A 20,677-nucleotide genomic window follows, 5' to 3' on the forward strand; every position below is an offset into this window, starting at 1 on the left:
GACGCACTCGTGATGTCCCTCGTGCCAGAGTGTGCTCGAGGGGATCGCGACGGCGGCTGGAAAGGGTTATTGCGCCACATCGCGGCGCAGACCAGCGCAATACCTCCGCCACACCCGCGCTTGACACGGGTGATAGGATCAAGCCCGATCGGCGTTCTGCCGCAGGCACGGTTGTCGAATCGAGCTTGACCCCCTCCCCCTGGGAAATATTTCCAGCAGGCACACCCGCGCAGTTATGGCGCAATACTGCGCCGCACATCGGCGGCATACTGCGCCGCACACCCCGTGCAACACGTCGCCGGGTCGGGTCAGTCGTTTGAGTTGGTCGGTTGGGTCTGCGCCTGCCGCCGGCGCTCCCACTCGCCTCGCAGCCATTCGCCCTGCCGTTGTGCTGCAGCGCGGCTGACCCCTCGCGCCTTGGCCGGCGCCGGCGGGAACGGGGCACCCTCGTTGTAGAGCTGCTCGAGGCGGTCGGCTTCCCGCATGAAGGCGACCTCGACGAGTCCAGCCAGCGCCGGCTCCCCCTCCGGCTCCTCCCGAGTCGACCACCACGCAGCCTTGAGGCGCGCGTGCAACGCGACCGGCAGGTAGTAGGTCTGGTGGCGGTACCCCGCGGCGCCTCTTGGATTCACGCCCTGGGCGCGGTCAGGTGCCGGGGGAAAGGGTGAGCCGGCGTTGTAGAGATGCTCGAGGCGGTCGGTCTCGCGTCCGATGGCGACCTCGACGAGTCCGGCCAGCGCCGGCGCCCCCTCCGGCTCATCCCGAGTCGACCACCACGCAGCCTTGAGGCGCGCGTGCAACGCGACGGGCAGGAAGTATGCGATAGAGCGGTAGCCGGTGGCCGACACTGACCCGGCGGGTCGGTCGGGGTCACCAGCGGCGTTGACATCTGTTGGAGGCACGAGTCACCGTCTGAGTGGGGAGGCTTCGGCCCCGTTTCGGGCCGGGGCTGTCCCCAGCCTACAGGCCGGTTTCCAGACCGTCAGGAGGGCTACGTGCCGCGAGTTGACGCGGTTTTCCAGGGGTCAGAGGCGCCGGCAAGTGCCGTCTGTGGGACAGATCTCGATGCCATACAGGCGGAGGAACTCTTCGGGGTTCACGTAGCCGGCGTACTGCGAGGGGGCGCCGAGGGCGGTCGCCTCCTGCAGCCCGGCGACGGCCTGATTCGTCGTCCCGTTCTTGTTGACGGCCAGGTGCAGGTGGCATCCCCCACTGGGCGGCACGTTCCCGACGACACCGATCTGCTGGCCGGCGGTGACGGTGTCTCCGACGTCGACGAGCCGCTCGCTCTTGTACATATGCAGGTAGGACACCACGAACCCATCGGGGTGCTTGATCGACAACCACAGTGAGCTGCTGAGAGTCACCGTGCCCGGCAGGACCGCGTAGACAGGGTCGCCGCACGGGTTTGGCCAGCGCTGCAGGTCGATTCCGACATGCCAACTCGACGCACCCGGAACGGTGATGTCGCGCGGCCCATAGCCGGAGGTCATCTGGTAGCCGGCCGCAAGGGGGAAAGCGGCCTGCCCGACGACAGTGCTGCTGTCGCAGCTGATCGACCCGCCGACCGCGGTGATGATCTGCTGTGCTGCGGGCTCCCACTTGTCGTAAGCGGTCGGGTATGCGGAGACCTGCACGGTCTGCGCGGCCTCCCCCAGCCCCATGTCCTCCCAGCCGGGGATGTCGAGCAGCCCACGCGGCGATCCGCCGTTGGGGCCCTCCTCGCCGCCGAAGAACGCCTTTGCTGCGTAGAGGGGGTCCATGAGCTCCTCGACGGTGCCCCAGCCCGACACACGCTGCTGGAAGTAGTTGACGGAGTCGTGGTCGCTGCCGACCGCGTCGTGCGGGTAATCGAGGGACTCAGGCACGGAGGAGTTGGCGTACATCTTCAAGCCGGACTCCTGCAGCGCGGTCATGATCGCGATCTGCTGGCCCCGCGCGGACACGCCCAGTGAGCGGGCGACCGAGAGGATGGTGGCCGCGTGGCCGAGCTCCGTCGCACCGAGGGTGCGGGTCGATCCTCCTGTGGTCTGGACCTCGAGCTTGTCGGTGGTCAGCGACCCCGCGGTGCACTGCGACGACCCACCGCCGGAGGCGCCGGCGATCGCCATCATCAGGAACATCGTGTAGCCGGCGAAGAGCACCACCGGCACCAGCACGAGCGCGATCACCGAGAGGACGACCTTGCGCGAACCACCACCGTCCCCGTCGTCTCCCCCATTGACGGCGCCGGCGACGTCGGCAGAGCGCTCGAGTACTCCCGATGCGGACATGCGGGGTTACTTCTGTGCGATCGCGAGCCGGGCGCGCATCTCACCGCTGCGCGGAGAGCGAGGCGCGCGCGCCGGCAGGGACGAGATGTCGACGACACCTGACGAGGGGCGCCGTTCGATGTGTCCCATGCCCGAGGAGTCGACGACGATCCGTCGAGGACCGTCCGGGGTGCGCGTGGGCGCCGGGCCCTGGTCGACGACCATCGAGACCACCTTCGGGTCGCCCGCAGCTCGCGGCTTGCTCGCGCCTGCCGCGGCCGCGGAGACAGCCTTCGACGCTCCCTTGCTCGCGACTCGGCCACCGACCTCGAGCGCCGCGGCGCCGGCGGCGCCGGCCACACCGCCCGCTGCGGCACCCTTGCCGATCCGCGCGGCCGTGAAGACCAGGTCCGCGGTCTTCGAGGCCTTGGCGGCAGCACCCGCGCCAGCGCCGCCCCCAGAGCCCATCTGAGGCGACGGGAGGGCGGGACGGCTCGGTGAGCCGCCAGAGGGCGTCGAGGGCGGCTTGGGAGCCGCGGGCGGGCGTGTAGCGGTCATTGTGCCGATGTCCTGCGCAGCCCCCGCGCCGAAGTTGATGGAGCGCGCGTCGACCTTGTTGTCAGGGCGACGCAGCGCCGCGGCCGCGACGGTGGATACGGCGCTCATCGCCGCGACGGTCTTGACCCCGTCGCGCTGCGCCGGCGCGCCCTTGCCGATGCCGTACTTGGAGAGCTGCTCGGCGATCGACCGGCCGGTCTTCTTGGCAATGCGACGCGCTCGGATGATGAGGAACAGCAGCACGATCATCACCAGCGTCGCAAAGGTCATCTGCGCGACGAGCGGGATTCCCAGGCTGCTGAGCCCGGTGATCGCTGCGACGGTGAGCTTGAGGACGGCCGCCATGACGACTGCCATGAAGACGATGGCGACCAGGCCCATGAAGGTGTCGGCGAGGGACTTCCACAGCGGGTATCGGTTGACCGGGAGGATCCCGATGTAGACGTTCCACATGGTCTTGAGTGCGGAGATCAGGAAGCCGAGAACCGTGACTAGGAACAGCACCCCGAAGGCCATCGGCAGGATGAACAGGGTGAGCGCTCCGGGGGTCATCGTGACGGCCGTGAGCACCTGGCCGAAGTTCGGATTCTGGTTGAACGTCTTCGCCGCCTCGTCGCACCCGCCGACCGCGTCACGGACCTCGTTGCCGCCGGTCTGGATGGGCGCCGAGTTGGTCATCGTGTCGGTGAACGTCGCGGCGCACTGCCCCTCGAGAGCGTGGCCGAACGCGATCGTCTGCGCAGGGATCTTCACGAAGATGTCGACCAGCTGCGACGTGACCGCAGCTGACAGCAGGTTCTCGGAGTCGAGCTCCGTGCTGTTGATGTCGTCGGTGACGACGACGGCAGCGATCTGACCGCCGTACTCCTGGGCGGTGTCGAATGCTCCGCCTGCGGCGGTGAGCGAGGCGATCGGGTTAGCGAGCAGACCGGTCGCCAGCACCGCACAGCACGCAGAGATGAACAACTCCGCCCACCCGGTGGAGTGCCGGCCGAGCATGATCGCCAGGCCCGCGACGCCGCCGGCGATCGTCAGCGCGAACGGGATCCATGCGATCTCGCCGAGGAAGTCCTGCAAGAGGTCGGCCAGCGCGCCGAACGGTGCCGCGACGATGTCGACCCACTCGAAGGAGAGCAGCCAGTTGCAGAACCAGATCATCCACGACACCAGACCCAGATGCCCGGTCCAGATCGGGTCGATCCACATGGAGATGAAGAACTTCCCCATCGTGAACACATCGCCGCGGTCCAGTGGAAGCACCGTGTAGCTGGTCAGCGGGACGCCGTCGCTGTCAGTGATGTCGCCGCCGAGCATGAACGGGGACGAGCCGCCGCCGTCAGCGGCGAAGGCCCAGTACGTGTTGCCGAACAGGACCAGGAACAGGTCGATCAGGACGACGGCGATGACCTTGCTCCACCGCGGGTGATCGTGCGCCCAGAAACGGACCCGCCAGAACGCGCCGCCCAGAGTCTCGAAGGTGTGCCGGTAGAAGGTGATCATGGTGTCACCAGAGACGGGGTCGACAGCACGGCTTCGCGGCGGTCGGGGCGCTCGGGCAGCGTCTTGCGGAACTTCCCGATTCGACCGCGCTGGTCACGGATCAGTCCCTCGCCGCGCCGCTCCGGGGCGACCTTTCCGTCCGCCCCGAGCGGGGACAGGTCTTCGGTGACCACCTGGACCATCGCCGGGTCCGCGGGCTCGCCGGTCAGCCACTCGATCGCGCGGCGAGCGAGCTCCTTGTCGGTCTGGCGCATCACGTAGCGGGTCTTGAGCAGGCCTCGGGTCTGAGCTTCTCCGAAGTCGGCGGGGTCGTGCGAGCCGAGGGCGAAGAACGCGCGGTGCTTGCGACCGTCGCGGATGCCGATGCGCAGGTCGCGCTCTCCCTCCGGTGACTGGGTGATGTGGTGGCACTCGTCGAAGTAGGCGCCGGCGAGCTCGCCGGGGTTCATGAAGCAGACCTCGCGGGAGATCCCCATGAGCATCGCGTACATGGCGCGGCCGTAGATCTTTTCCAGGGGCATCTCCTCGAACAGGTGCGCGTGCTCGAGCTCGGTCTTGTCTGGCAGCGACAGCCCATGGGTGAGGAAGACCAGGGCACGCGATTTCAGGTCGACAGCGGTCAGCCCGTCATTGAAGAGAACCTCGCCGATGTCCTTCGACGCGACCAGGTTGATCAGGCCCGACAGCTCATCGCTCTCCGCCGAGGAGATCGTCTTGAGGTGCGCCCGCAGGCGACCGAGGCTGGTGATGTCGTGCGCCGCGACGTACTCCGGCTCGAGGAGGCGGGACAGGGCGACGCCTCGGGAGTCGCGGGCCCGGATGCCGAGCATCACCGCGAAGAGCGACTGCACCATGCGTGCGCCGACGAGAGGGCCGAACACCCGCAGCGGGTCCAGCGAGTACTCCGGGGTCATCAGGTCAACGATCGTCGTGGTGTCCGGCCGGAGGCTCTGCGCGAAAACCGCGTACTCCTTGGCCTCTGTGCGGTCGATCGCGACGACGCGGCCGTTGCGGTCGACCGTGTCGCCCATGTCTCCCTTGAGCAGCACGCTCTTGCCGGCGCCGAGCTCGGCGACCACGCCGAAGCTGGCGCTGGTGTCGGCCTGGATACTGCCGTCCGCGTCGCGGAGGATCGGGGTGTGCCGGGCGGTGCTGATGTTCTCGCCGAAGCGGGCGCCCTTCTCGTCTCCGAGCTCGTTGCTGGAAAGCGGAACGCCGGTCGCGAACTCCCGGCCCGTCGTGATCTGGGTGAGCTCACGGACGATGCGCCCGGTGGGCGTGCCGGGGATCATCGCCCACCAAAGCTCCTCCTGACCTCCCAGGGGAGCCTCGAGGAGGAAGTCAGCGCGCTTGTACTCGTCTGCCACGAACCGGCCCTTAGCCTTCGCGAGATCGGCGGTATCTGCCCCCACAGCGAACAGCACCGTCGCCTGAACCTCGACCTCCTTATCGGAGCGGTTGAGGGAGGCGTGGTAGGCGGCCAGCGTCTCCGCGATCTCTCCGAGGTCGGATCCGCCGCCGGTGATCGTCGCGGTGCCCTCCTGGTGCTTGTACTGCTCCTCGAGGGCGGTTTCGGCCTTCTTGTTGCGACGCTTGACCTCGTCGGCGCCGGTGACGGTGAAACGGATCCCCCAGTCGACGTCAAGGGGGAACTGGTCGACGTGTGAGATCCACTCGACGCCGGGCGAAACCCAGCCGGCCTTGGGTGCGGCGACCATGGCCTGCACCACCTGGTAGGACGACGTCTCGTCCGCGTAGGGGCTGTGCACCTTGAGGTAGCGGCGCTTGAACGGGAGGAACTGCTGCCCCTTGGGAAGGTCGCTCTGTCCGCCTTCGTCGAGCCATGGGTTCGGCATCGCGGAGGGCATCTGGAAGTGCGCGAGCTCGTCGACGCCGAATCCGTCCTCGGTACCCTCGGCGGGCGGGACAGGGGCGGCGAGATCTGCGGAGAGGCCGCGCTGCTGCGAGTGAAGGGCGATCCAGATCTGCTCGGCCGGCGTTGCACGGGTCGGCTGGAACGCGGCCGGGATGCGAACCTCGATCTCTTTGGCCATCCGCGCGGCCGCAGCGATCTCGGAGTCGGTAGGCAGCTGACGGGGAAGAGCCAACGTGTCGCGCAGCTTGGTGTCGGCGGCGCGCACTGCCGACCTCGCGCGAGCCTTCATCGAACCGGCCGCGAGCGGGACCGAGAACCAGAACGCGCGCGTTCCAAGCGGGATCTGCTCGAGCGCGTCCAGGGTCAGCTCGACCTCGCGCGCCCAGTCCGGACACTCGTCGATGCGAACACCGTCCAGCATCCGCTCCACGACAGACACCGGATCCAGGTCAGCGCACAGCCCCAGCAGCAGTCCCTCGCCCCGGTGCGCCTGGAAGAGCGCCTGGTGGTGCGCCTTGACGAGCTGCTTTGCCGCCGTGGTGGCGTAGGCATACGGGAGCGGCTGCAGCCGCCACGTAGCCCAGACCACGCCCGAGCGGGTCCACATGAGGTTGCTCGTCATCGCTGTTGCCGGAATCTGCATCGTCGTCTCGTTTCTCAGTCGGTCGGCGTGGCCAGCAGCAGATCGCGACCGCCGCTGAGGGGTGCCGTGATCGGCGTGCCGCCGAGGATGGGGAGGAGGGCTGCGTAGCTCGTGGCAGCGGGGTCCGCACAGATCGGCCCACGCGCGGTCTCCGCCTTGACCACGAGGGTCTTGATGACGTAGCCGCGGCCTCGGCCGATGATGCCGAGCGGGATGTCGGTGTTGTTCATGGTCAGTTGCCTCCTCGGGCTTGCTGCAGCAGGCGCTCGACGCCGCTGACCGCGTGTGCGGGTGCGAGCGCCGGCAGCGGCGTCGAGCGCGGCTGCAGGACCGGCTGCGCCACGACGGGCGCTTCCGGTGCGGGTGCGGTGGTCTCGCTATCCGGGGTGGTGAGCGTGGCTCCGACCGGCTCGGCGATCGTTGTTCCGCCGCCTGCGAAGTGGGGCGGGCGAACCCGCATGGTCACTCCGCGGTAGCGGCCGGCTGCGGGGCGGGTCATCGCGGACAGGCCGCTGGTGATGATGCTCAGCAGGTTCCGGCGTGTGGCCGGGATCCTTCCGGCTCCCCACGCTGCTCCCCAGGACACGAAGGCAGCGACGGGGATATCGACGATCGGAGAGCCAGTCCCCCACACGCTCTGCGTCAGCAGGGCGACGACCAGGACGATCGCCAGGACGACGCCCTGCGTCAGCGTGTAGGGGCCCCCGGGGATCTTCGTGCCGTCGTGGAGACGGCCGATGAACTTTGGGAACCGGCGGCTGCGCGTGTAGAAGCGCGCAACCTCTCTCTCTTCGTCGCGATCGGCCACGTTCGCCCCTTTACGCGACCAGCCGGTAGACCGTGTCGCCGGCCGCGGTGGTGGTCTCGTTGAGCACCAGGGCGTCCGCCGGAGCTGCGATCTGATGGATCGTGACTCCGATGGCGTCGACGGTCTCGGTCTGGATGAGGCCCATGACCCACTCGCCACCGCCGGCGGCGAGGAACATGGCCAGGCCGCACGCGATGCCGGTGATGATGGTCGTCGCCATGGCGAACCGCACCTTGGCGGCGACGACGAAGAAGATCACTGCTGCTGCGAGAAACACGACCGCCCGGAAAGCAGTCGTCGCATCAGCGGTGATCCCGTTGATCCAATCGAACATGGTTGGTGTTCCTTCCTTAGTTGCCGTTACCGGACGGTGTCGGCGTGGGGGTTGTCGATCCCTTGTCGGAGACCGCTTGCGGTGCAAGATCAATGGCGCTGACCTCCCAGCGGGAGGCACGCGCGGTGAGAGTGAGCGTGTACGTCGAGGTCACTTGCTGGTCCAGCGGGCTCAGCAGTGAGACGGTCGCGAGCACCTTGAGGGTGTCGCCATCGCTCGGGGACTCCGTAGGCGTCAGGTCTGACCGCATCTCCTCGACGTTGACCATCACGTAGGGGGCGGGCGAGATCGCCACGAAAGATGTGTCCGGGGCGCTGTATCGGGACAGGTCACCCGAGCCGGCAAGGTACGCGCCGAGGAACGCCGACACTGTCTCCGCGGACGGGTCAGAGGATCCGATGGTTTGCTTGTAGACCAGCGACGTTGTCTCGCCCTGGACGGGAGCGGAGATCTGGGCCGGGAGACCGACTGCCCTCACCGTGTCCCCGTTGACCGCGATCGCCACCTGGAAGTAGCGGCGCGGCCAGCTCGTCGTGCTGGTGTCGTCGGAGTCCGTCACCGACAGCTCCTTGATGTTCGCCGCGACGACGACGTTGACGAAGTCCGAGCCGTCGACGGGCGTGATGGAGACCACGGACAGGTCGCGGTACTCCCAGGCCGTGACCGACAGCTGCCGCAGCGCCGCCAGGTCGACGTAGGTAGCCAGGTCGCCCGGTGCGTCCTTCGTCGCGCTCAGCCACGAGGAGACGAAGCCCTCCGCGTAACCGCCGGCAGCCTGCTGCTGCGTGCTCAGTCCCGCTGCCTGCGCCTCGGGCGCTGCGGCGACGACGGGCGCCGGACGTGCGGCCGCGGCGAAGAGCGCGATAGGCCCACACGCGATCGCGGCGAACAGAAGCGCGGACAGCAGCTTGCCGCCCAGCTGCCGACCATGGGTCCAGCTGCTCCCCTGTGCCGGGACGGTCTTCGTCTCCTTGGCCGGCTTCGACGTCTTCTCACGACGCGCCATTATGCAGCTCCTCCCACTCGCAGCTGCGCCACCCGCAGAGCTGCCGGCACCGCTGCCGAAAGCTCCTCAACCGCCTTCACCACGCGACCATGCGTGGAGGGGTCGAAGGGTGCGTCGAGAGTGCTCGCCACTGCTTCCTCGAACCCCTGGCGCGCACGGATCGCGCGTGCAGCGTCGGGCTTGAATCCTTCCCACATGGCGTCGTCGGCGCTGTCTGCGGTGCTGCTCTCGCTCACGTTTCTGTCCCTTCCGCGGAGTCCTGATGCCTCCCGACCAACGGGGGCATATCTGTATAGGCCGGGTTTTCGGCCCTTCGCGGACATCGCGGATCGAAGAAATCTTGCGTGGATATTGCGCCCATGCAGCGAGACATGGAAACCGCCCCTGAACGGGTATTTACAGCATCGGATCGCAACTCAGATCCACCGAAGCCAGCATCCGTCGATCGGGCGCTCTCCTGCCCGGCCGGAACTTTCCAGGATCTGAACCAGGGGTGCTGAGGAACGTGGCCCTTCGTCAACCGACGTCACGACGAAGGGCCATTTCTCATGACTGCTTGGGCGAAGACATCACCTCTTGCCGACCAGCTGTTCGACGAGTGGAACAGCTTCCACTCCCACACCACTCACCACTTCGGAACGCTCGGCGAGCTGACTGGCGATGAGGCCGTGAACCTCATCCGGCAGCCGCAAGCTCCCGAACAGCGCGACGCGCTCCTGCTCGAGCTGCTCACCCTCGAGCACGCCGGCGATACCTTCGCAGGCCGCGTCCTGCTCAAGTCGTTCATGCCGCTCGCGCTGCGGCTGCCGAGCAGCTGCAGCAGCATGCGCAGCCTGTGGCAGCACTCCCCCGCCGACGCCCGTACCGCGACGATCGGCGTGCTCTGGGAGGTCATTCACACCTACCCGCTCGAGCGGGTCCACTCCGTCTCCGGAAACATCCGCCTCGAGACGATCAAGAACCTCGGAGTCTGGTTCGGCAGCGAGCACAGCGTCGACGCAATGCCGGTCGAAGACGAGCTGCTCGAGAAGATCGCAGGCCCCGACGAGAGCGATGACGTCTTCCGGGATCTGGTGACGATCCTCACCTGGGCGATCGACTCCGGCACCCTCCGCCGCGACGAGGTCCAGCTGCTTGCTCGCATCGAGCTCGCGGAGGGTGATCCCGGTGTGGCGCGTGAGGAAGCAGCTGTCGAGCTCGGCGTCAGCCGGGAGACGCTCAACCGCCGAGTGTGCCGAATCCGCACCAAGCTCATGCAGGCCGTCAGCGGCGACATGGAGGCCAAGGTCTCCTACGCCCCGCGCCGCAGCTGAGCCAACCCGCCATCCAGGGGGCAAGCGCAGTCGACGAGTCGAGCGCTCCCCACAGGCCGGAGCAACACTCCCGCTCCGCCCCCCAGACAGACAGGGCCTCTGGATGGCCCCCAGGGGCCCTGTCTTCCCCTCCGCCTCACTCGGAGCCCTCCTCTTGGCCGAAATCGCCTCAGCAGGCCGCACAGGCCTGTCTACGCCCGCATCCATCGTTTGGATGCCCCGCCACGACTCCATGACCAGCCCTCGCGACACCGCGCACCCCGCCATCGCCAGCGCCGCGCTACACACGCGCCACCCCGCCGCCATGCTCTGCGCTGTACCCTCGCAGCAACACCGCGATAGCCTCCGCCACTCCCCCGCCAGATCACCGCATCACTTGCGCGATACGCTGAGCAACCCCCGCGCCATACCCGCGCCAGCCATCCGCAATATCAACTGCAATATTCGCGCTATTACCTCGCCCTACCCGCGCATGCTGTTGCGCTCTAACGTGCGCATTACGAGCGCCCGGCTGTCGCCTGTACGGCCCCTTACTTGCGCATTGCTTGTGCCCGTATGTAGCCACTATGGCGCGGGTCTTGTTTTAGATGATGCGCACTGTCAAGCGCTCTGCTTGCGTTGTTCTTGCACCGACAGAGCGCGTTCATCGCACAGTTCTAGCGCCGTAGCTCCACATGCTCTAGCGCATGTGTCGCGCCAGCCACGCGCGATTGTTGTTGCATATAGGCGTGAATGTGACGCTATACTGGCGCCCATGAACCCGCCACAGTTGCCCCATACCCGCGCCACACATCCGCACACCGCGCGCTCGACTGGCGCGACCGCTGCCAACGCCCTCAGCCGTGGAGGCCGATCGTGAGAATCATCGGCGTCTGCAACCAGAAGGGCGGGGTGGGCAAGACCACCACCGTCATGAACCTCGCGGCCGCGCTGTCCCGCGCTAACAATGTGCTCGTGGTCGACGTCGACCCGCAGCAGTCCGCAGCACGCTGGGCCGAGCGCGCGGGGGATGACCTTCCGTTCGACTTCGCCGCCGACGTCGACCCCAACAACATCATGGGATTGCGTGACCTCGACGGATACGACATCGTCCTCGTCGACACACCTGGCAGCCATGAGAACACCGGCGTTCTCACCGCAGTCCTGCAGGTCGCCGACTTCATCGTCCTGCCGCTCGAAGCGGCCACCATGGCCATCGAGTCCGTCGCGGACACGCTCGCCGAGCACATCATCCCGACTGGGGTGCCCTACCGACTCCTGCTGAACAAGATCGACACCCGCCGAGGCGGGCGGCGACTCGAGGACTGGGAAGAGCAGCTCGACACCGTCGAGTTCATCGAAGGACAGATCGGACTCCCGCGGTTCCAGCGTCACATCCGCCTGTCCGCGAGCATCGAGGACGCTCCCTACGACGGCAAGGTCGTCACGCAGTACACCGATTCCCGCAAGAACCAAGCAGCGATCTCCGACTACACCAGTGTCGCGTTGGAGCTCACATCGCTGTGGGCCAACCAGATGAAGGAGGCCTGACGTGGCACGCCAGGATCTCGGAAAACTCACCCGCCGCGCCGTGCCGACGCTGGCTCCCGCAGAACCCGTGGAGCCCACCGTCGACCAGGCTCCGCCCACCGAGCCCGTCCCTGCAGCGGCGGTCGAACCTGCGGCCGCTCCTGCGAAGAAGCAGGCGCCGCGCAAGCAGCCGACTCGCACGACCCGCGCGGAGGACGAAGACGGGGGAGAGGGGGAGGAGCGGGAGACCGCGACCAAGGGCGTCCCTGTCCACCTTCCGGTCCCGCTGAACGACCGACTGCAGGCGTACATGGCCAAGACGCGCAAGAGCCACCAGACGGTCCTCCTGGACGCCGTCTCGGCCACCTATAAGCGTCTTCCTGAACTGATCCGCCAGGCCACCGCCGGCGGAGAAGAGACTGACGAGGACTGGACGGATCTGTTCAACCGGCAGAAGCGTCCCGCCCCCGTCACTGATGCGGGGCCTCGCGTCAAGCACACCGTGCGCGTTGCCCCGTCGTACCGCGCGATCCTCGATCGCGTCACCGCTGAACTCGATGCTCCCTCCCGGAACTTCGTCATCATCACCGCCTACGAGGCATTCCTTCCGCCTCTCGAATAGACGGTGCGGTGTCCAGCTACAGCAGAAGACCAGCTGTCGCGACAGCGGTATATGAGACACTCCCCGAACTGCTTAGACACCTACGCCACATCCGCCCACGTTGAAGGACTGACTTCCAATGACCACCACCACTGACCGCAAGAGCAAGCGCACGAAAGACACCACCGAGCAGGGCGAGCAGAAGCAAGGACTCACTCCTGCAGTCCTGCAGCCGACGAAGTCTCGCCGGCGCCCCGCGATCATCGCCCTCGGCATCGCGCTTGTCCTCCTCGGCGGAATCGGCGTGTGGTGGGTCACCACGAACCTCACCCGCACCGTCAGCGTCATGGCGACCAGCGTCGATGTCTCACGCGGGGAGACGATCACCACAGACGACCTCACGACCATCCAGCTCGCCGGCGGGCAGCAGGTCGACGCCGTCTCCGCCGCGGATGCCGCCGACCTCGTCGGAACCACCGCGCTGGTCGACCTGCCCGCTGGCACCCTCATCACGTCGGCCAACACCGGCGACACCCTCGCGGTGCCGTCCGGCTCCTCGATCGTGGGCGTCACGCTCACCCAGGCGCAGATGCCCGGCTACCAACTCGCAGCAGGCGACAACGTCCGTGTCGTCGAGACCCCCGTCACTCAGGGCGACCCGCCCGTCGAAACCCCCAAGAGCTTCGACGCCACGGTGTTCACCGCCACCTACGACACTGAGACCCAGGTGTGGGTTGTCGACCTGGTCGTGCCGAACCGTGAAGCACCCGACATCGCCGCTCGTGCCGCCACCGGCCGTGTCGCGCTGGTCATCGACTCGACGGGGGAGTGACCCCGCATGGCGATCATCTTCCTTGCCAGCGCGTCCGGCGCCCCCGGCGTGACCACCGCCGCCGGCGCCCTGGCCCTCAACTGGTCCAAGCCCGTGATCCTCGTCGAGGCTGACACCACCAAGACCAGCAGCATCATCCCCGGACTCATCCGCGGGCAGGTCTACCACAGCACCGGACTGACCGAAGCGGCCGTCGCAGACCAGTACGGCGCTCTGACCCCTGACAAGCTCTGGGAGCAGACCGTCGAGCTCAGCCCCCGCTCAGTGCTCATCCCCGGCTTCAAGAGCCTGCAGGGCGCCGCCGGCGCGGGCCCCCACTTCTGGCGGGCACTGCTCGACGCGCTGCGACCCTACGAGTCCGCCGGTTACGACATCCTCGTCGACGGCGGGCGCCTCCACGTCAACGACCCTCGTCTCCCGCTACTGCGCGAGGCGGACAGCATCACCCTGTTCACCGATCGCACGTTGCCCTCCGTGGCAGCCGTGCTCGCACACTGGCGATCCCTCGACGAGAACCGCAACACCGTCCCCGAGTGGCTGCTGAACACGCTCAACGAGATCGGGCACGCCAGCTACGTGGATCTCCTCGTTACCGAACGCTCCACCACGCAGGAGACCTGGCCTCTCAAGACCGTCACCAAGCAGATCGGCATGAACCTGCTGGGCACCATCCCCTGGGATCCGAAGGGCGCCGCTATCTACTCGGTCGGCGCACCCACCCTCGGTGCCCAGCGCACCCCCTACTCGCGGGCCATCGGCGCACTGCTGCACAGCTACAGCGATGTCCTCAACACCCGCACATACACAACCACCGACTGGGAGGGACAGCAGTGAGCGACTCCACGCCCGACCCTGCAGACCTGGGCAACATCCCGTTCTTCACCGCGCCAGCACCGGCCACCGCGCCGGCACCGGCAACACCGCAGGCACCAACGACCGCACCGGCCGACACGGGCCTGCGCAACCTGGGACACGCCGCCGCGCACCTGACCCGTGCGGCGCAGCGGAACGCTCCGGCCGAAGCCGCCCCCACGACACCTGCTGCTCCGATCGTGCCGACACCGCCCTCCACCCCCGAACGGCCTGCACCCGAGGTCACTCCGCAAACCACCCTCGACGCGCGCAGCGATCTGCCCTGGGCTGACATCGCCGCCATTCGCGACGAGGTCTCCCGTGAGCTCGCCGCGGTATTCAGCGAGTCCATGGACATCACTGCCGAGCAGCGCGAGCAGACAGCGCAGGACCACATCGTTGACCGGGTCCGAGCTCGCGTCGACGACCAGACCCGACGCCCCGGCGAGGGCCGCTGGCCGGCGCCGATGCAGACCGCGATCCGGCAGGCCGTCTTCGACCAGCTGTTCCGCCTGGGTCGGCTGCAGCCGCTCGTCGACGAGCCCGACGTTGAGAACATCCACATCAACGGGTTCGACGACGTCTGGATCTCCTACGCGGACGGCCGCGTGGTCAAGTACCAGTACCCGATCGCCGAGAATGACCGTGAGCTCGAGCGAGAGATCAACCTGCTCGCCGCCCGCTCGGGTGAGGGCGGACGATCGTTCACGAGCGCCCGGCCGCGACTGCACATGGACCTGCCCGGCGGAGCGCGCCTGGCAGCGATCGCCGAACCCGTCGCCACCCGCCCCACGATCGTCATCCGTATCCACCGCCTCGTCGACGTCACCCTCGACCAGCTCGTGGAGCGCGGCACCATCACCCGCCAGGCGGCAGCCTTCCTCCGCGCGGCCGTCATCGCCGGGGTCTCCGTCGTCACCAGCGGCTTCCCCGGCGCAGGCAAGACCACACTGCTGCGCGCGCTCGCCGACTGCATCCCGGCCGAGGAGAAGATCGTCACAATCGAGATGGAGCGTGAGCTCTACCTTCACAAGATCAACGACCGCCACCCTCGAGTGGTCTCGCTCGAGGCGAAGCCGGGGGAGGGGGAGCGTGGCGCCGATGGGCGGCTGCCTGGTGAGATCACCCCCGAAGACCTGGTCTACGACACCCTCCGACTGGACACGCAGCGCTTCATCGTCGGTGAGGTCCGCGGGCCTGAGATCTACGCCATGATGCAGGCCATGCAGTCCGGTGTCGGGTCGCTGTCCACTCTGCACGCCGCCAGCGCAGACGACTCGATCGACCGCATGTCGGCGCTGATGCTGTCGCGCGGCAACAACACGACCCCCGTGTACGCCTACCGGATGATCGAGCAGAACATCAAGATCGTGGTGCAGATCTCGAAGATCATCGACCCCGCTACCGGCAAGCCCCGCCGCGTCGTCACCGAGATCGCCGAAATCCTGCCCGGCGAGGAGCAGAACAACTCCCGCCCTGTGGCTTCTCAGGTGTTCCGCTTCGACCGATCCACCGGCAGCCTCATCACCGCTGACATGCCATCGCCGCGGCTCCTCGAGGAGCTCAAGTTCTACGGCTTCGATCCCGCGAACCTGGGAGCGTGAGATGACTACCGCAACCCTCGCTCTGTGCATCATCGTCGCGGTCGCCGGCGCGATCCTGGTCATCGTCGGCGCCGCCCCTAAGCCCAGCACCAGTGGACTGCCCACGCGCAGCGCACTTCGCGGGAAGGCGACACGCGACTTCACCCGCACGCAGCAGATCCAGCTCGTCGGCGGCGCCGCGGTCGGTCTGGTGTTCGCGCTGATCACCGGCTGGTGGCTGCTCGTGATCGCGGTGCCCGTCGCCGCTGTCGGCCTGCCATGGCTGCTGCAGAAGGGCCCCGAGGAGAACACGATCGCAAAGCTCGACGCCCTCGAGTCCTGGACCCGCAGCCTCGCCGGCCTCACCGTCTCCGGTGCCGGCCTCGAACGCACCATCGCCGCATCGCTGAGCAGCTGCCCCGAAGCGATCCGCCCACAGGTCACGCAGCTCGTCGCGCGCATCAACGCCCGGTGGACCACCACCGCGGCGCTGCAGGCGTTTGCCGACGATCTCAACGACGAGACCGCGGACGTGCTCGTGATGCACCTTCTCCGCAAGGCCGAGCTCCGCGGCTCCGGTCTCGCCGCCTCGCTCGAGGATCTCGCCAAGAGCATCTTCGAGCGGGTCAAGATGCGCCGACAGATCGAAGCCGACCGCGCCACCCCGCGCAACGAGGCCAGGTTCGTCGTCTACTTCACCGTCGCACTGCTCGTACTTCTGGTCCTCGCCCAGCAGTACTCCGCCCCCTACGGCACCCCGATCGGTCAACTCCTGTTCGCCGCGTACCTCGTCAGCTACGCCCTCGTACTGCTGTGGATGCGACGCATCAGCCGCGGCGTGCCGGCACCCCGTCTGCTCGTTGCCTCCGAGAAAGCTGGTGAGAAGTGAACCTCGCACTAATCGTCCTCCCCGGCCTCGTCCTGGGGCTCGGCTTCGCGCTGGTCATCGCCGCACTGGTGCCCACCCAGCCCAGCCTCTCCGCAGCGCTCGATCGGATCGGCACCACCACCGTCGCCGCCGACCCCGCCTACGCCGCCACCCTTGAGAACCGGGTAGGCTCAGCCGTCCTCCGTCGCGTCGGCGACAGCCCCTCTCTCAAGATCCCCACCCGCGATCTGCGCCTGATCGGCATGAGCGTCAACCGGTTCCTGTACCAGAAGGTTCTCTCCGCCGGCCTCGGCCTCATCGCCCCCATCGCGATCGGACTGATCTTCCAAGTCCTCGGCCTGACCGCGTTCTACATCCCCGCACTGTTCGGCATCCCCCTCGCCATCGGCGGCTGGTACCTGCCCAACCTGCTCGTCCGCGACCAAGCCGAAGCCGCCCGCAAGGAGTTCTCCCGCTCGGTCGCCGTCTACATGGAACTCGTCGGATCCGAACGCATCAGCGGCGCCCCTCCCGGCAAAGCCCTCGAGTCCGCAGCCCAAGTCGGACGCAACTGGGCCTTCGTCCGTATCCGCCAAACCCTCACCGAAGCCCGCTACGCCGGTACCGCCCCCTGGGACGCGCTCGAGCAGCTCTCCGTCGAGATCAACGTCCCCGACCTAGGTGAAATCGCCAAGGTGATCAGGCTCTCAGGGGAGCAAGGAGCATCGGTATATGAGACACTCAGGGCACGGGGGCAGAACCTCCGGGACCGACTTCTGAATGACGAAGTGACGGAGGCGAACAAAGCAACCAACAAGATGACCATCCCGATGACCCTCACCGGCGTCCTCTTCATGCTCCTCCTCGGCACACCGTTCGTTCTCAACGCTTTCTTCTGAAAGTTTGTTTATCCACCGATGTCCGCGAAGGCTCCAAACCGGGGCCTATACCTAGTAGACCAAGCACCACCCACCCAGAGAGAGAAAGGAACCAGGATCCTATGTCGACCCTGAGCCGAGAGTTCCTGTCCCGCATGCGCGGGCGGGCAGCTCGCTTCACCGAAGAGCCCGAACGTGGCTCCATCACCCTCGAGCAGGTCATCTGGACCGCCGGCATCGCGCTCGCCGCCGTAGCAGTCGTGGCGATCATCGTCACCGCGATCAACGCCTACGCCGGCCAGATCCCCACCGGCTGAAAGAGCCACCCGCAGATGGTCCGCACCACCAACCCCGGTCACCGGCAGCGCCTCACAGAAGCGCTCGCCGGTGATCGGGGTGCGGCCACGCTGCAGAACACGATCATCGCCCCGGTACTGCTGCTCGTCCTCGCGGTCTTCCTGCACCTGGGCATCATCCTTCACGCCAACAACCTCGCCCACGCCGCCGCCACCAGCGCCTACAACGCCGCCCGCGCCTACAACGCCAGCGGAACAGACGGCTCCACCGCCGGCCTCGCTGTCCTGAACCAGTCCGGCTCACCGATCAGCGGCGCGTCCGTCGCGGTCGACCGCGGCGCCAACACCGTGACAGTGACCGTCACCGGCAACGCCCCCTCCTTCGTCCCCGGACTGACCACCAACATCGACGTCACCGTGACCGGCCCCACTGAAAGGTGGGTCAACTGATGCGCACCATCCGCACCCTCATTGCCAAGCTCCGCGACGACCGCGGCTCCGCCGGCCTCGAGATCGCCATCCTCGCCCCGGCCCTCGCCGCCGTGCTCGTGCTGCTCGCAGCTTCCGGACGTCTCGCTCTGGCCGGCAATGCCGTCGAGTCCGCAGCGTCAGCCGCAGCTCGCGAAGCCTCGCTCGCGCGCACCACAGCCGAGGCGCAGGAAGCCGCCGAAGACATGGCGCGGATCTCGATGGAACAGTCCGGCGTCAACTGCACCACCCTCTCCGTCAACATCGACGCCTCTGGCCTGAGCGCCCCGATCGGGACCACCGGCCGAGTCAGTGCGACCGTCTCCTGCACCGTCGCACTCAGCGACGCCGCCATGATCGGCCTCCCCGGCACCCGCGACCTCACAGGCACCGCTGCTTCTCCGGTCGACGCCTACAGGGAGCGGCGATGAAAACCATGATCCAGAGGCTCCAAGCCGAGTTCCGTGACGACAAGGGCGTCGCGACGATCTACTTCGTCATCATGACCGTCGCGTTCCTCGCGATCGTCGGACTCGTCGTCGACGGCGCCGGCAAGGTGCAAGCCAACCAGCAGGCCTACACCACCGCAGCCAGTGCCGCCCGAGCCGCAGCGAACGCGGTCAGCGGCCAAGCGATCATCGACGGCACCACCGCGATCGACAGCAACCGAGCCGTCAGCGCCGCCAACGGCTACCTCGCCGCCGCTGGCGTCGGAGGAAGCGTCGCCGTCAGCGGCGACCGCATCACCGTCACCGTCGACACCGACTACTCGGCAACCTTCCTCCCCGTGCCGTTCCCCGTCCAAGCCACAGCCACCGCAGAGCTGATCACCCAATAGGAGCCCCACCATGAGCATCAAGCGCCTCGCCATCGCCGGCATCATCGCCGCCGCACTGACGCTGACCGCATGCACGGGCACCGGCAACCAGAACCCCACCGCCAGCCCCACAGACACCCCGACCCCCACGCCTACCGCCAGCAACGCACAGGTTCCGCCGCCGGCGAGCGAGGATGAGGCGATCACCGCAGCGGAGACCGTGCTGACCCAGTACTTCGTCACACGGGGCGAGGTCAACGCAGCTGGTGGTACCGATACTGCGCCGCTTGAGGCGTGGGCGACCGGGCGAGCTCTCGAGGTCGCTGTCAACGATGCAGCTGGCATCGCAGAGGGGCCGATTCTCAACGTCGACCAGGTGAACGTCGAAGGCCCCGCAACCACAGAGGGAGCGATCAAGTACGAAACGGTTGCTTCCTACGGGCAGGAGTGGGAAGGCATCGAGAACGGTCTTGTCACGATCAATGCCTGCCAGGACGCGAGCGAGTACAAGGTCTGGGCTAGCGACGGGTCGGAGGCCATGCGCCCCGAAGCTCGCAGCACCTTCGACTACCAGGTCGTCTACGACAGCGAGAGCGAGACCTGGCTGGTTTACAACCTGATCAGTCTGGGGGAGAGCTGCTGACCGTAGCTCGGGAGATCGCATGCTGAAACGACTAGTCACCGCCCTTGCCTCGATCGCCTTGATCGCAGGCACCTTGATGGCCACGGCTGCGCCTGCTAATGCTGCCGGTGGTGTTTGGTGTGACCCGGAGTCTTCGCGTTGCTACCTCACGATCTCGATACCTTCGGATCCGGCGCCGAACCCGGACAGCAACGGGTGGACCCCTGGCGCACCGACCTGCTACTACGAGAACTCGCAGTCTGGCCTTCTGCAGCTGGGCTGGACCGAGGATCAGATTCGAGTGTTCGAGGGCGGCACCTACCAGCGCTTCTACGCGATCATCGACTGCGGTGGATCCGACTCGTACTGGTCGAACACGCGGCAGTGCTACGTCTTCATGAAGGACGGCGTATGGCCGGCCCGCCCGCCGGGCTACTCGCAGGAGGCCGGCTACTACGGCTGCATCATGTTCAACCCGACGCCCGGTGGATCGCCGGGCCTGGGCACGGAGAGCAACTTCTGGAGTGAGACGGTCCCGCCGGGGCTGCGGGTGCTCACTCCGGGTGCCGCTGCTCAACAGCTCATCTCCACGTTCGCCCTGCGCGGCATCGACATCGGCATGGCTCCCGAGGTCAACCCGGAATGGGGTCACCGTCGCGGCTACGTCGGGGTGCCGATCTGGCTCTGGGTCAACAACCCCGAGCCCCTGACCTGGGGCCCCTATACGGAGACCGCGACGCTGGGTGGGCAGACGATCACGGCGACCGCTCAGGCCACGTCCGTTCGCTGGCAGATGGGCGACGGCGCGTCGACGACCTGCGGCAACACCGGCACCCCGTACAACGTCGGCTACGGCATGACGACGTCGCCGACCTGCGGTTACCAGTACACGTCGACCTCGAGCCGGAACCCCGGCGATCGCTTCACGGTCACGGCCACGACGAACTGGACCGTGACGTGGACCTCTCTCGCCGGCCCCGGCGGCACCATCAACCTGACCACCAACAGCGCAGTCGACCTCGAGGTCAACGAGCTGCAGACGGTCATCGTCCCCTGACCCC

Annotated in this window: 23 protein-coding genes; 14 read left to right on the top strand and 9 right to left on the bottom strand. The window is 67.3% G+C overall.

Going from position 1 to position 20,677, the window contains the following annotated elements; all coding sequences use genetic code 11:
• Nucleotides 1–308: 308 nt before the first annotated feature.
• The 9 genes from ACPEH2_RS14420 to ACPEH2_RS14460 all read right to left on the bottom strand — a co-directional run bounded on the left by ACPEH2_RS14420 (nt 309) and on the right by ACPEH2_RS14460 (nt 9,213).
• Nucleotides 309–902, bottom strand: a complete 594-nt coding sequence (locus ACPEH2_RS14420) for a hypothetical protein (RefSeq protein WP_423718999.1) — start codon at nt 900–902, stop codon at nt 309–311.
• 123 nt (nt 903–1,025) lie between these two features.
• On the bottom strand, nt 1,026–2,273 hold the full coding sequence (locus tag ACPEH2_RS14425) for a M23 family metallopeptidase (RefSeq protein ID WP_423719000.1): 1,248 nt from the start codon (nt 2,271–2,273) through the stop codon (nt 1,026–1,028).
• Between the two features lie 6 nt (nt 2,274–2,279).
• Nucleotides 2,280–4,310 carry a hypothetical protein gene (locus ACPEH2_RS14430; protein WP_423719001.1) on the bottom strand — a complete coding sequence of 677 codons (2,031 nt, stop codon included), beginning with the start codon at nt 4,308–4,310 and terminating at the stop codon, nt 2,280–2,282.
• Nucleotides 4,307–6,829: an ATP-binding protein gene (locus tag ACPEH2_RS14435; RefSeq protein WP_423719002.1), complete on the bottom strand. Its 2,523-nt coding sequence runs from the start codon at nt 6,827–6,829 to the stop codon at nt 4,307–4,309. The genes ACPEH2_RS14430 and ACPEH2_RS14435 overlap by 4 nt, the downstream gene beginning before the upstream one ends.
• A gap of 14 nt (nt 6,830–6,843) precedes the next feature.
• A complete protein-coding gene (locus ACPEH2_RS14440) occupies nt 6,844–7,059 on the bottom strand; it encodes a hypothetical protein (RefSeq protein WP_423719003.1) in 216 nt (71 codons plus the stop codon).
• 2 nt (nt 7,060–7,061) lie between these two features.
• Nucleotides 7,062–7,637, bottom strand: a complete 576-nt coding sequence (locus ACPEH2_RS14445; RefSeq protein WP_423719004.1) for a hypothetical protein — start codon at nt 7,635–7,637, stop codon at nt 7,062–7,064.
• 10 nt (nt 7,638–7,647) lie between these two features.
• Nucleotides 7,648–7,971 (bottom strand): hypothetical protein, encoded by a 324-nt coding sequence (locus ACPEH2_RS14450; RefSeq protein WP_005052725.1) that lies wholly within the window; start codon nt 7,969–7,971, stop codon nt 7,648–7,650.
• Between the two features lie 16 nt (nt 7,972–7,987).
• The gene (locus ACPEH2_RS14455; RefSeq protein WP_005052723.1) at nt 7,988–8,977 is read right to left on the bottom strand and encodes a conjugal transfer protein; all 990 of its coding nucleotides are present in this window, start codon (nt 8,975–8,977) and stop codon (nt 7,988–7,990) included.
• Nucleotides 8,977–9,213: a hypothetical protein gene (locus ACPEH2_RS14460; RefSeq protein ID WP_005052720.1), complete on the bottom strand. Its 237-nt coding sequence runs from the start codon at nt 9,211–9,213 to the stop codon at nt 8,977–8,979. Before ACPEH2_RS14460 ends, ACPEH2_RS14455 begins: the two co-directional genes overlap by 1 nt.
• Nucleotides 9,214–9,525: 312 nt before the next feature.
• Between ACPEH2_RS14460 and ACPEH2_RS14465 the strand changes: the two genes are divergently transcribed.
• The 14 genes from ACPEH2_RS14465 to ACPEH2_RS14530 all read left to right on the top strand — a co-directional run bounded on the left by ACPEH2_RS14465 (nt 9,526) and on the right by ACPEH2_RS14530 (nt 20,673).
• The gene (locus ACPEH2_RS14465) at nt 9,526–10,290 is read left to right on the top strand and encodes a hypothetical protein (RefSeq protein WP_423719005.1); all 765 of its coding nucleotides are present in this window, start codon (nt 9,526–9,528) and stop codon (nt 10,288–10,290) included.
• An 855-nt stretch (nt 10,291–11,145) separates the two neighbouring features.
• Complete coding sequence (locus ACPEH2_RS14470) at nt 11,146–11,820, top strand: ParA family protein (protein WP_005052715.1); 675 nt, start codon at nt 11,146–11,148, stop codon at nt 11,818–11,820.
• Nucleotide 11,821: 1 nt separating this feature from the next.
• Nucleotides 11,822–12,421: a hypothetical protein gene (locus ACPEH2_RS14475; RefSeq protein ID WP_423719006.1), complete on the top strand. Its 600-nt coding sequence runs from the start codon at nt 11,822–11,824 to the stop codon at nt 12,419–12,421.
• Between the two features lie 118 nt (nt 12,422–12,539).
• On the top strand, nt 12,540–13,232 hold the full coding sequence (locus tag ACPEH2_RS14480; protein ID WP_005052710.1) for an SAF domain-containing protein: 693 nt from the start codon (nt 12,540–12,542) through the stop codon (nt 13,230–13,232).
• Between the two features lie 6 nt (nt 13,233–13,238).
• Nucleotides 13,239–14,066: a hypothetical protein gene (locus tag ACPEH2_RS14485; protein ID WP_005052708.1), complete on the top strand. Its 828-nt coding sequence runs from the start codon at nt 13,239–13,241 to the stop codon at nt 14,064–14,066.
• The gene (locus ACPEH2_RS14490) at nt 14,063–15,688 is read left to right on the top strand and encodes a CpaF family protein (RefSeq protein ID WP_423719007.1); all 1,626 of its coding nucleotides are present in this window, start codon (nt 14,063–14,065) and stop codon (nt 15,686–15,688) included. Before ACPEH2_RS14485 ends, ACPEH2_RS14490 begins: the two co-directional genes overlap by 4 nt.
• Nucleotide 15,689: 1 nt before the next feature.
• On the top strand, nt 15,690–16,556 hold the full coding sequence (locus tag ACPEH2_RS14495) for a type II secretion system F family protein (RefSeq protein WP_423719008.1): 867 nt from the start codon (nt 15,690–15,692) through the stop codon (nt 16,554–16,556).
• Nucleotides 16,553–17,434, top strand: a complete 882-nt coding sequence (locus ACPEH2_RS14500; protein WP_005052700.1) for a type II secretion system F family protein — start codon at nt 16,553–16,555, stop codon at nt 17,432–17,434. The genes ACPEH2_RS14495 and ACPEH2_RS14500 overlap by 4 nt, the downstream gene beginning before the upstream one ends.
• A 101-nt stretch (nt 17,435–17,535) precedes the next feature.
• On the top strand, nt 17,536–17,730 hold the full coding sequence (locus ACPEH2_RS14505; protein ID WP_005052697.1) for a hypothetical protein: 195 nt from the start codon (nt 17,536–17,538) through the stop codon (nt 17,728–17,730).
• A gap of 15 nt (nt 17,731–17,745) precedes the next feature.
• The gene (locus ACPEH2_RS14510) at nt 17,746–18,159 is read left to right on the top strand and encodes a TadE/TadG family type IV pilus assembly protein (protein ID WP_423719009.1); all 414 of its coding nucleotides are present in this window, start codon (nt 17,746–17,748) and stop codon (nt 18,157–18,159) included.
• Nucleotides 18,159–18,608, top strand: a complete 450-nt coding sequence (locus ACPEH2_RS14515; RefSeq protein WP_005052692.1) for a hypothetical protein — start codon at nt 18,159–18,161, stop codon at nt 18,606–18,608. Before ACPEH2_RS14510 ends, ACPEH2_RS14515 begins: the two co-directional genes overlap by 1 nt.
• A 5-nt stretch (nt 18,609–18,613) precedes the next feature.
• Nucleotides 18,614–19,015, top strand: a complete 402-nt coding sequence (locus ACPEH2_RS14520; protein WP_423719010.1) for a pilus assembly protein TadG-related protein — start codon at nt 18,614–18,616, stop codon at nt 19,013–19,015.
• Between the two features lie 10 nt (nt 19,016–19,025).
• Nucleotides 19,026–19,637 carry a hypothetical protein gene (locus tag ACPEH2_RS14525; RefSeq protein WP_005052688.1) on the top strand — a complete coding sequence of 204 codons (612 nt, stop codon included), beginning with the start codon at nt 19,026–19,028 and terminating at the stop codon, nt 19,635–19,637.
• 280 nt (nt 19,638–19,917) lie between these two features.
• Complete coding sequence (locus tag ACPEH2_RS14530; RefSeq protein ID WP_423719011.1) at nt 19,918–20,673, top strand: hypothetical protein; 756 nt, start codon at nt 19,918–19,920, stop codon at nt 20,671–20,673.
• Nucleotides 20,674–20,677 lie beyond the last annotated feature (4 nt).

The organism is Microbacterium sp. NPDC064942 (genome assembly GCF_049545525.1).
Lineage (GTDB): Bacteria > Actinomycetota > Actinomycetes > Actinomycetales > Microbacteriaceae > Microbacterium > Microbacterium gawkjiense.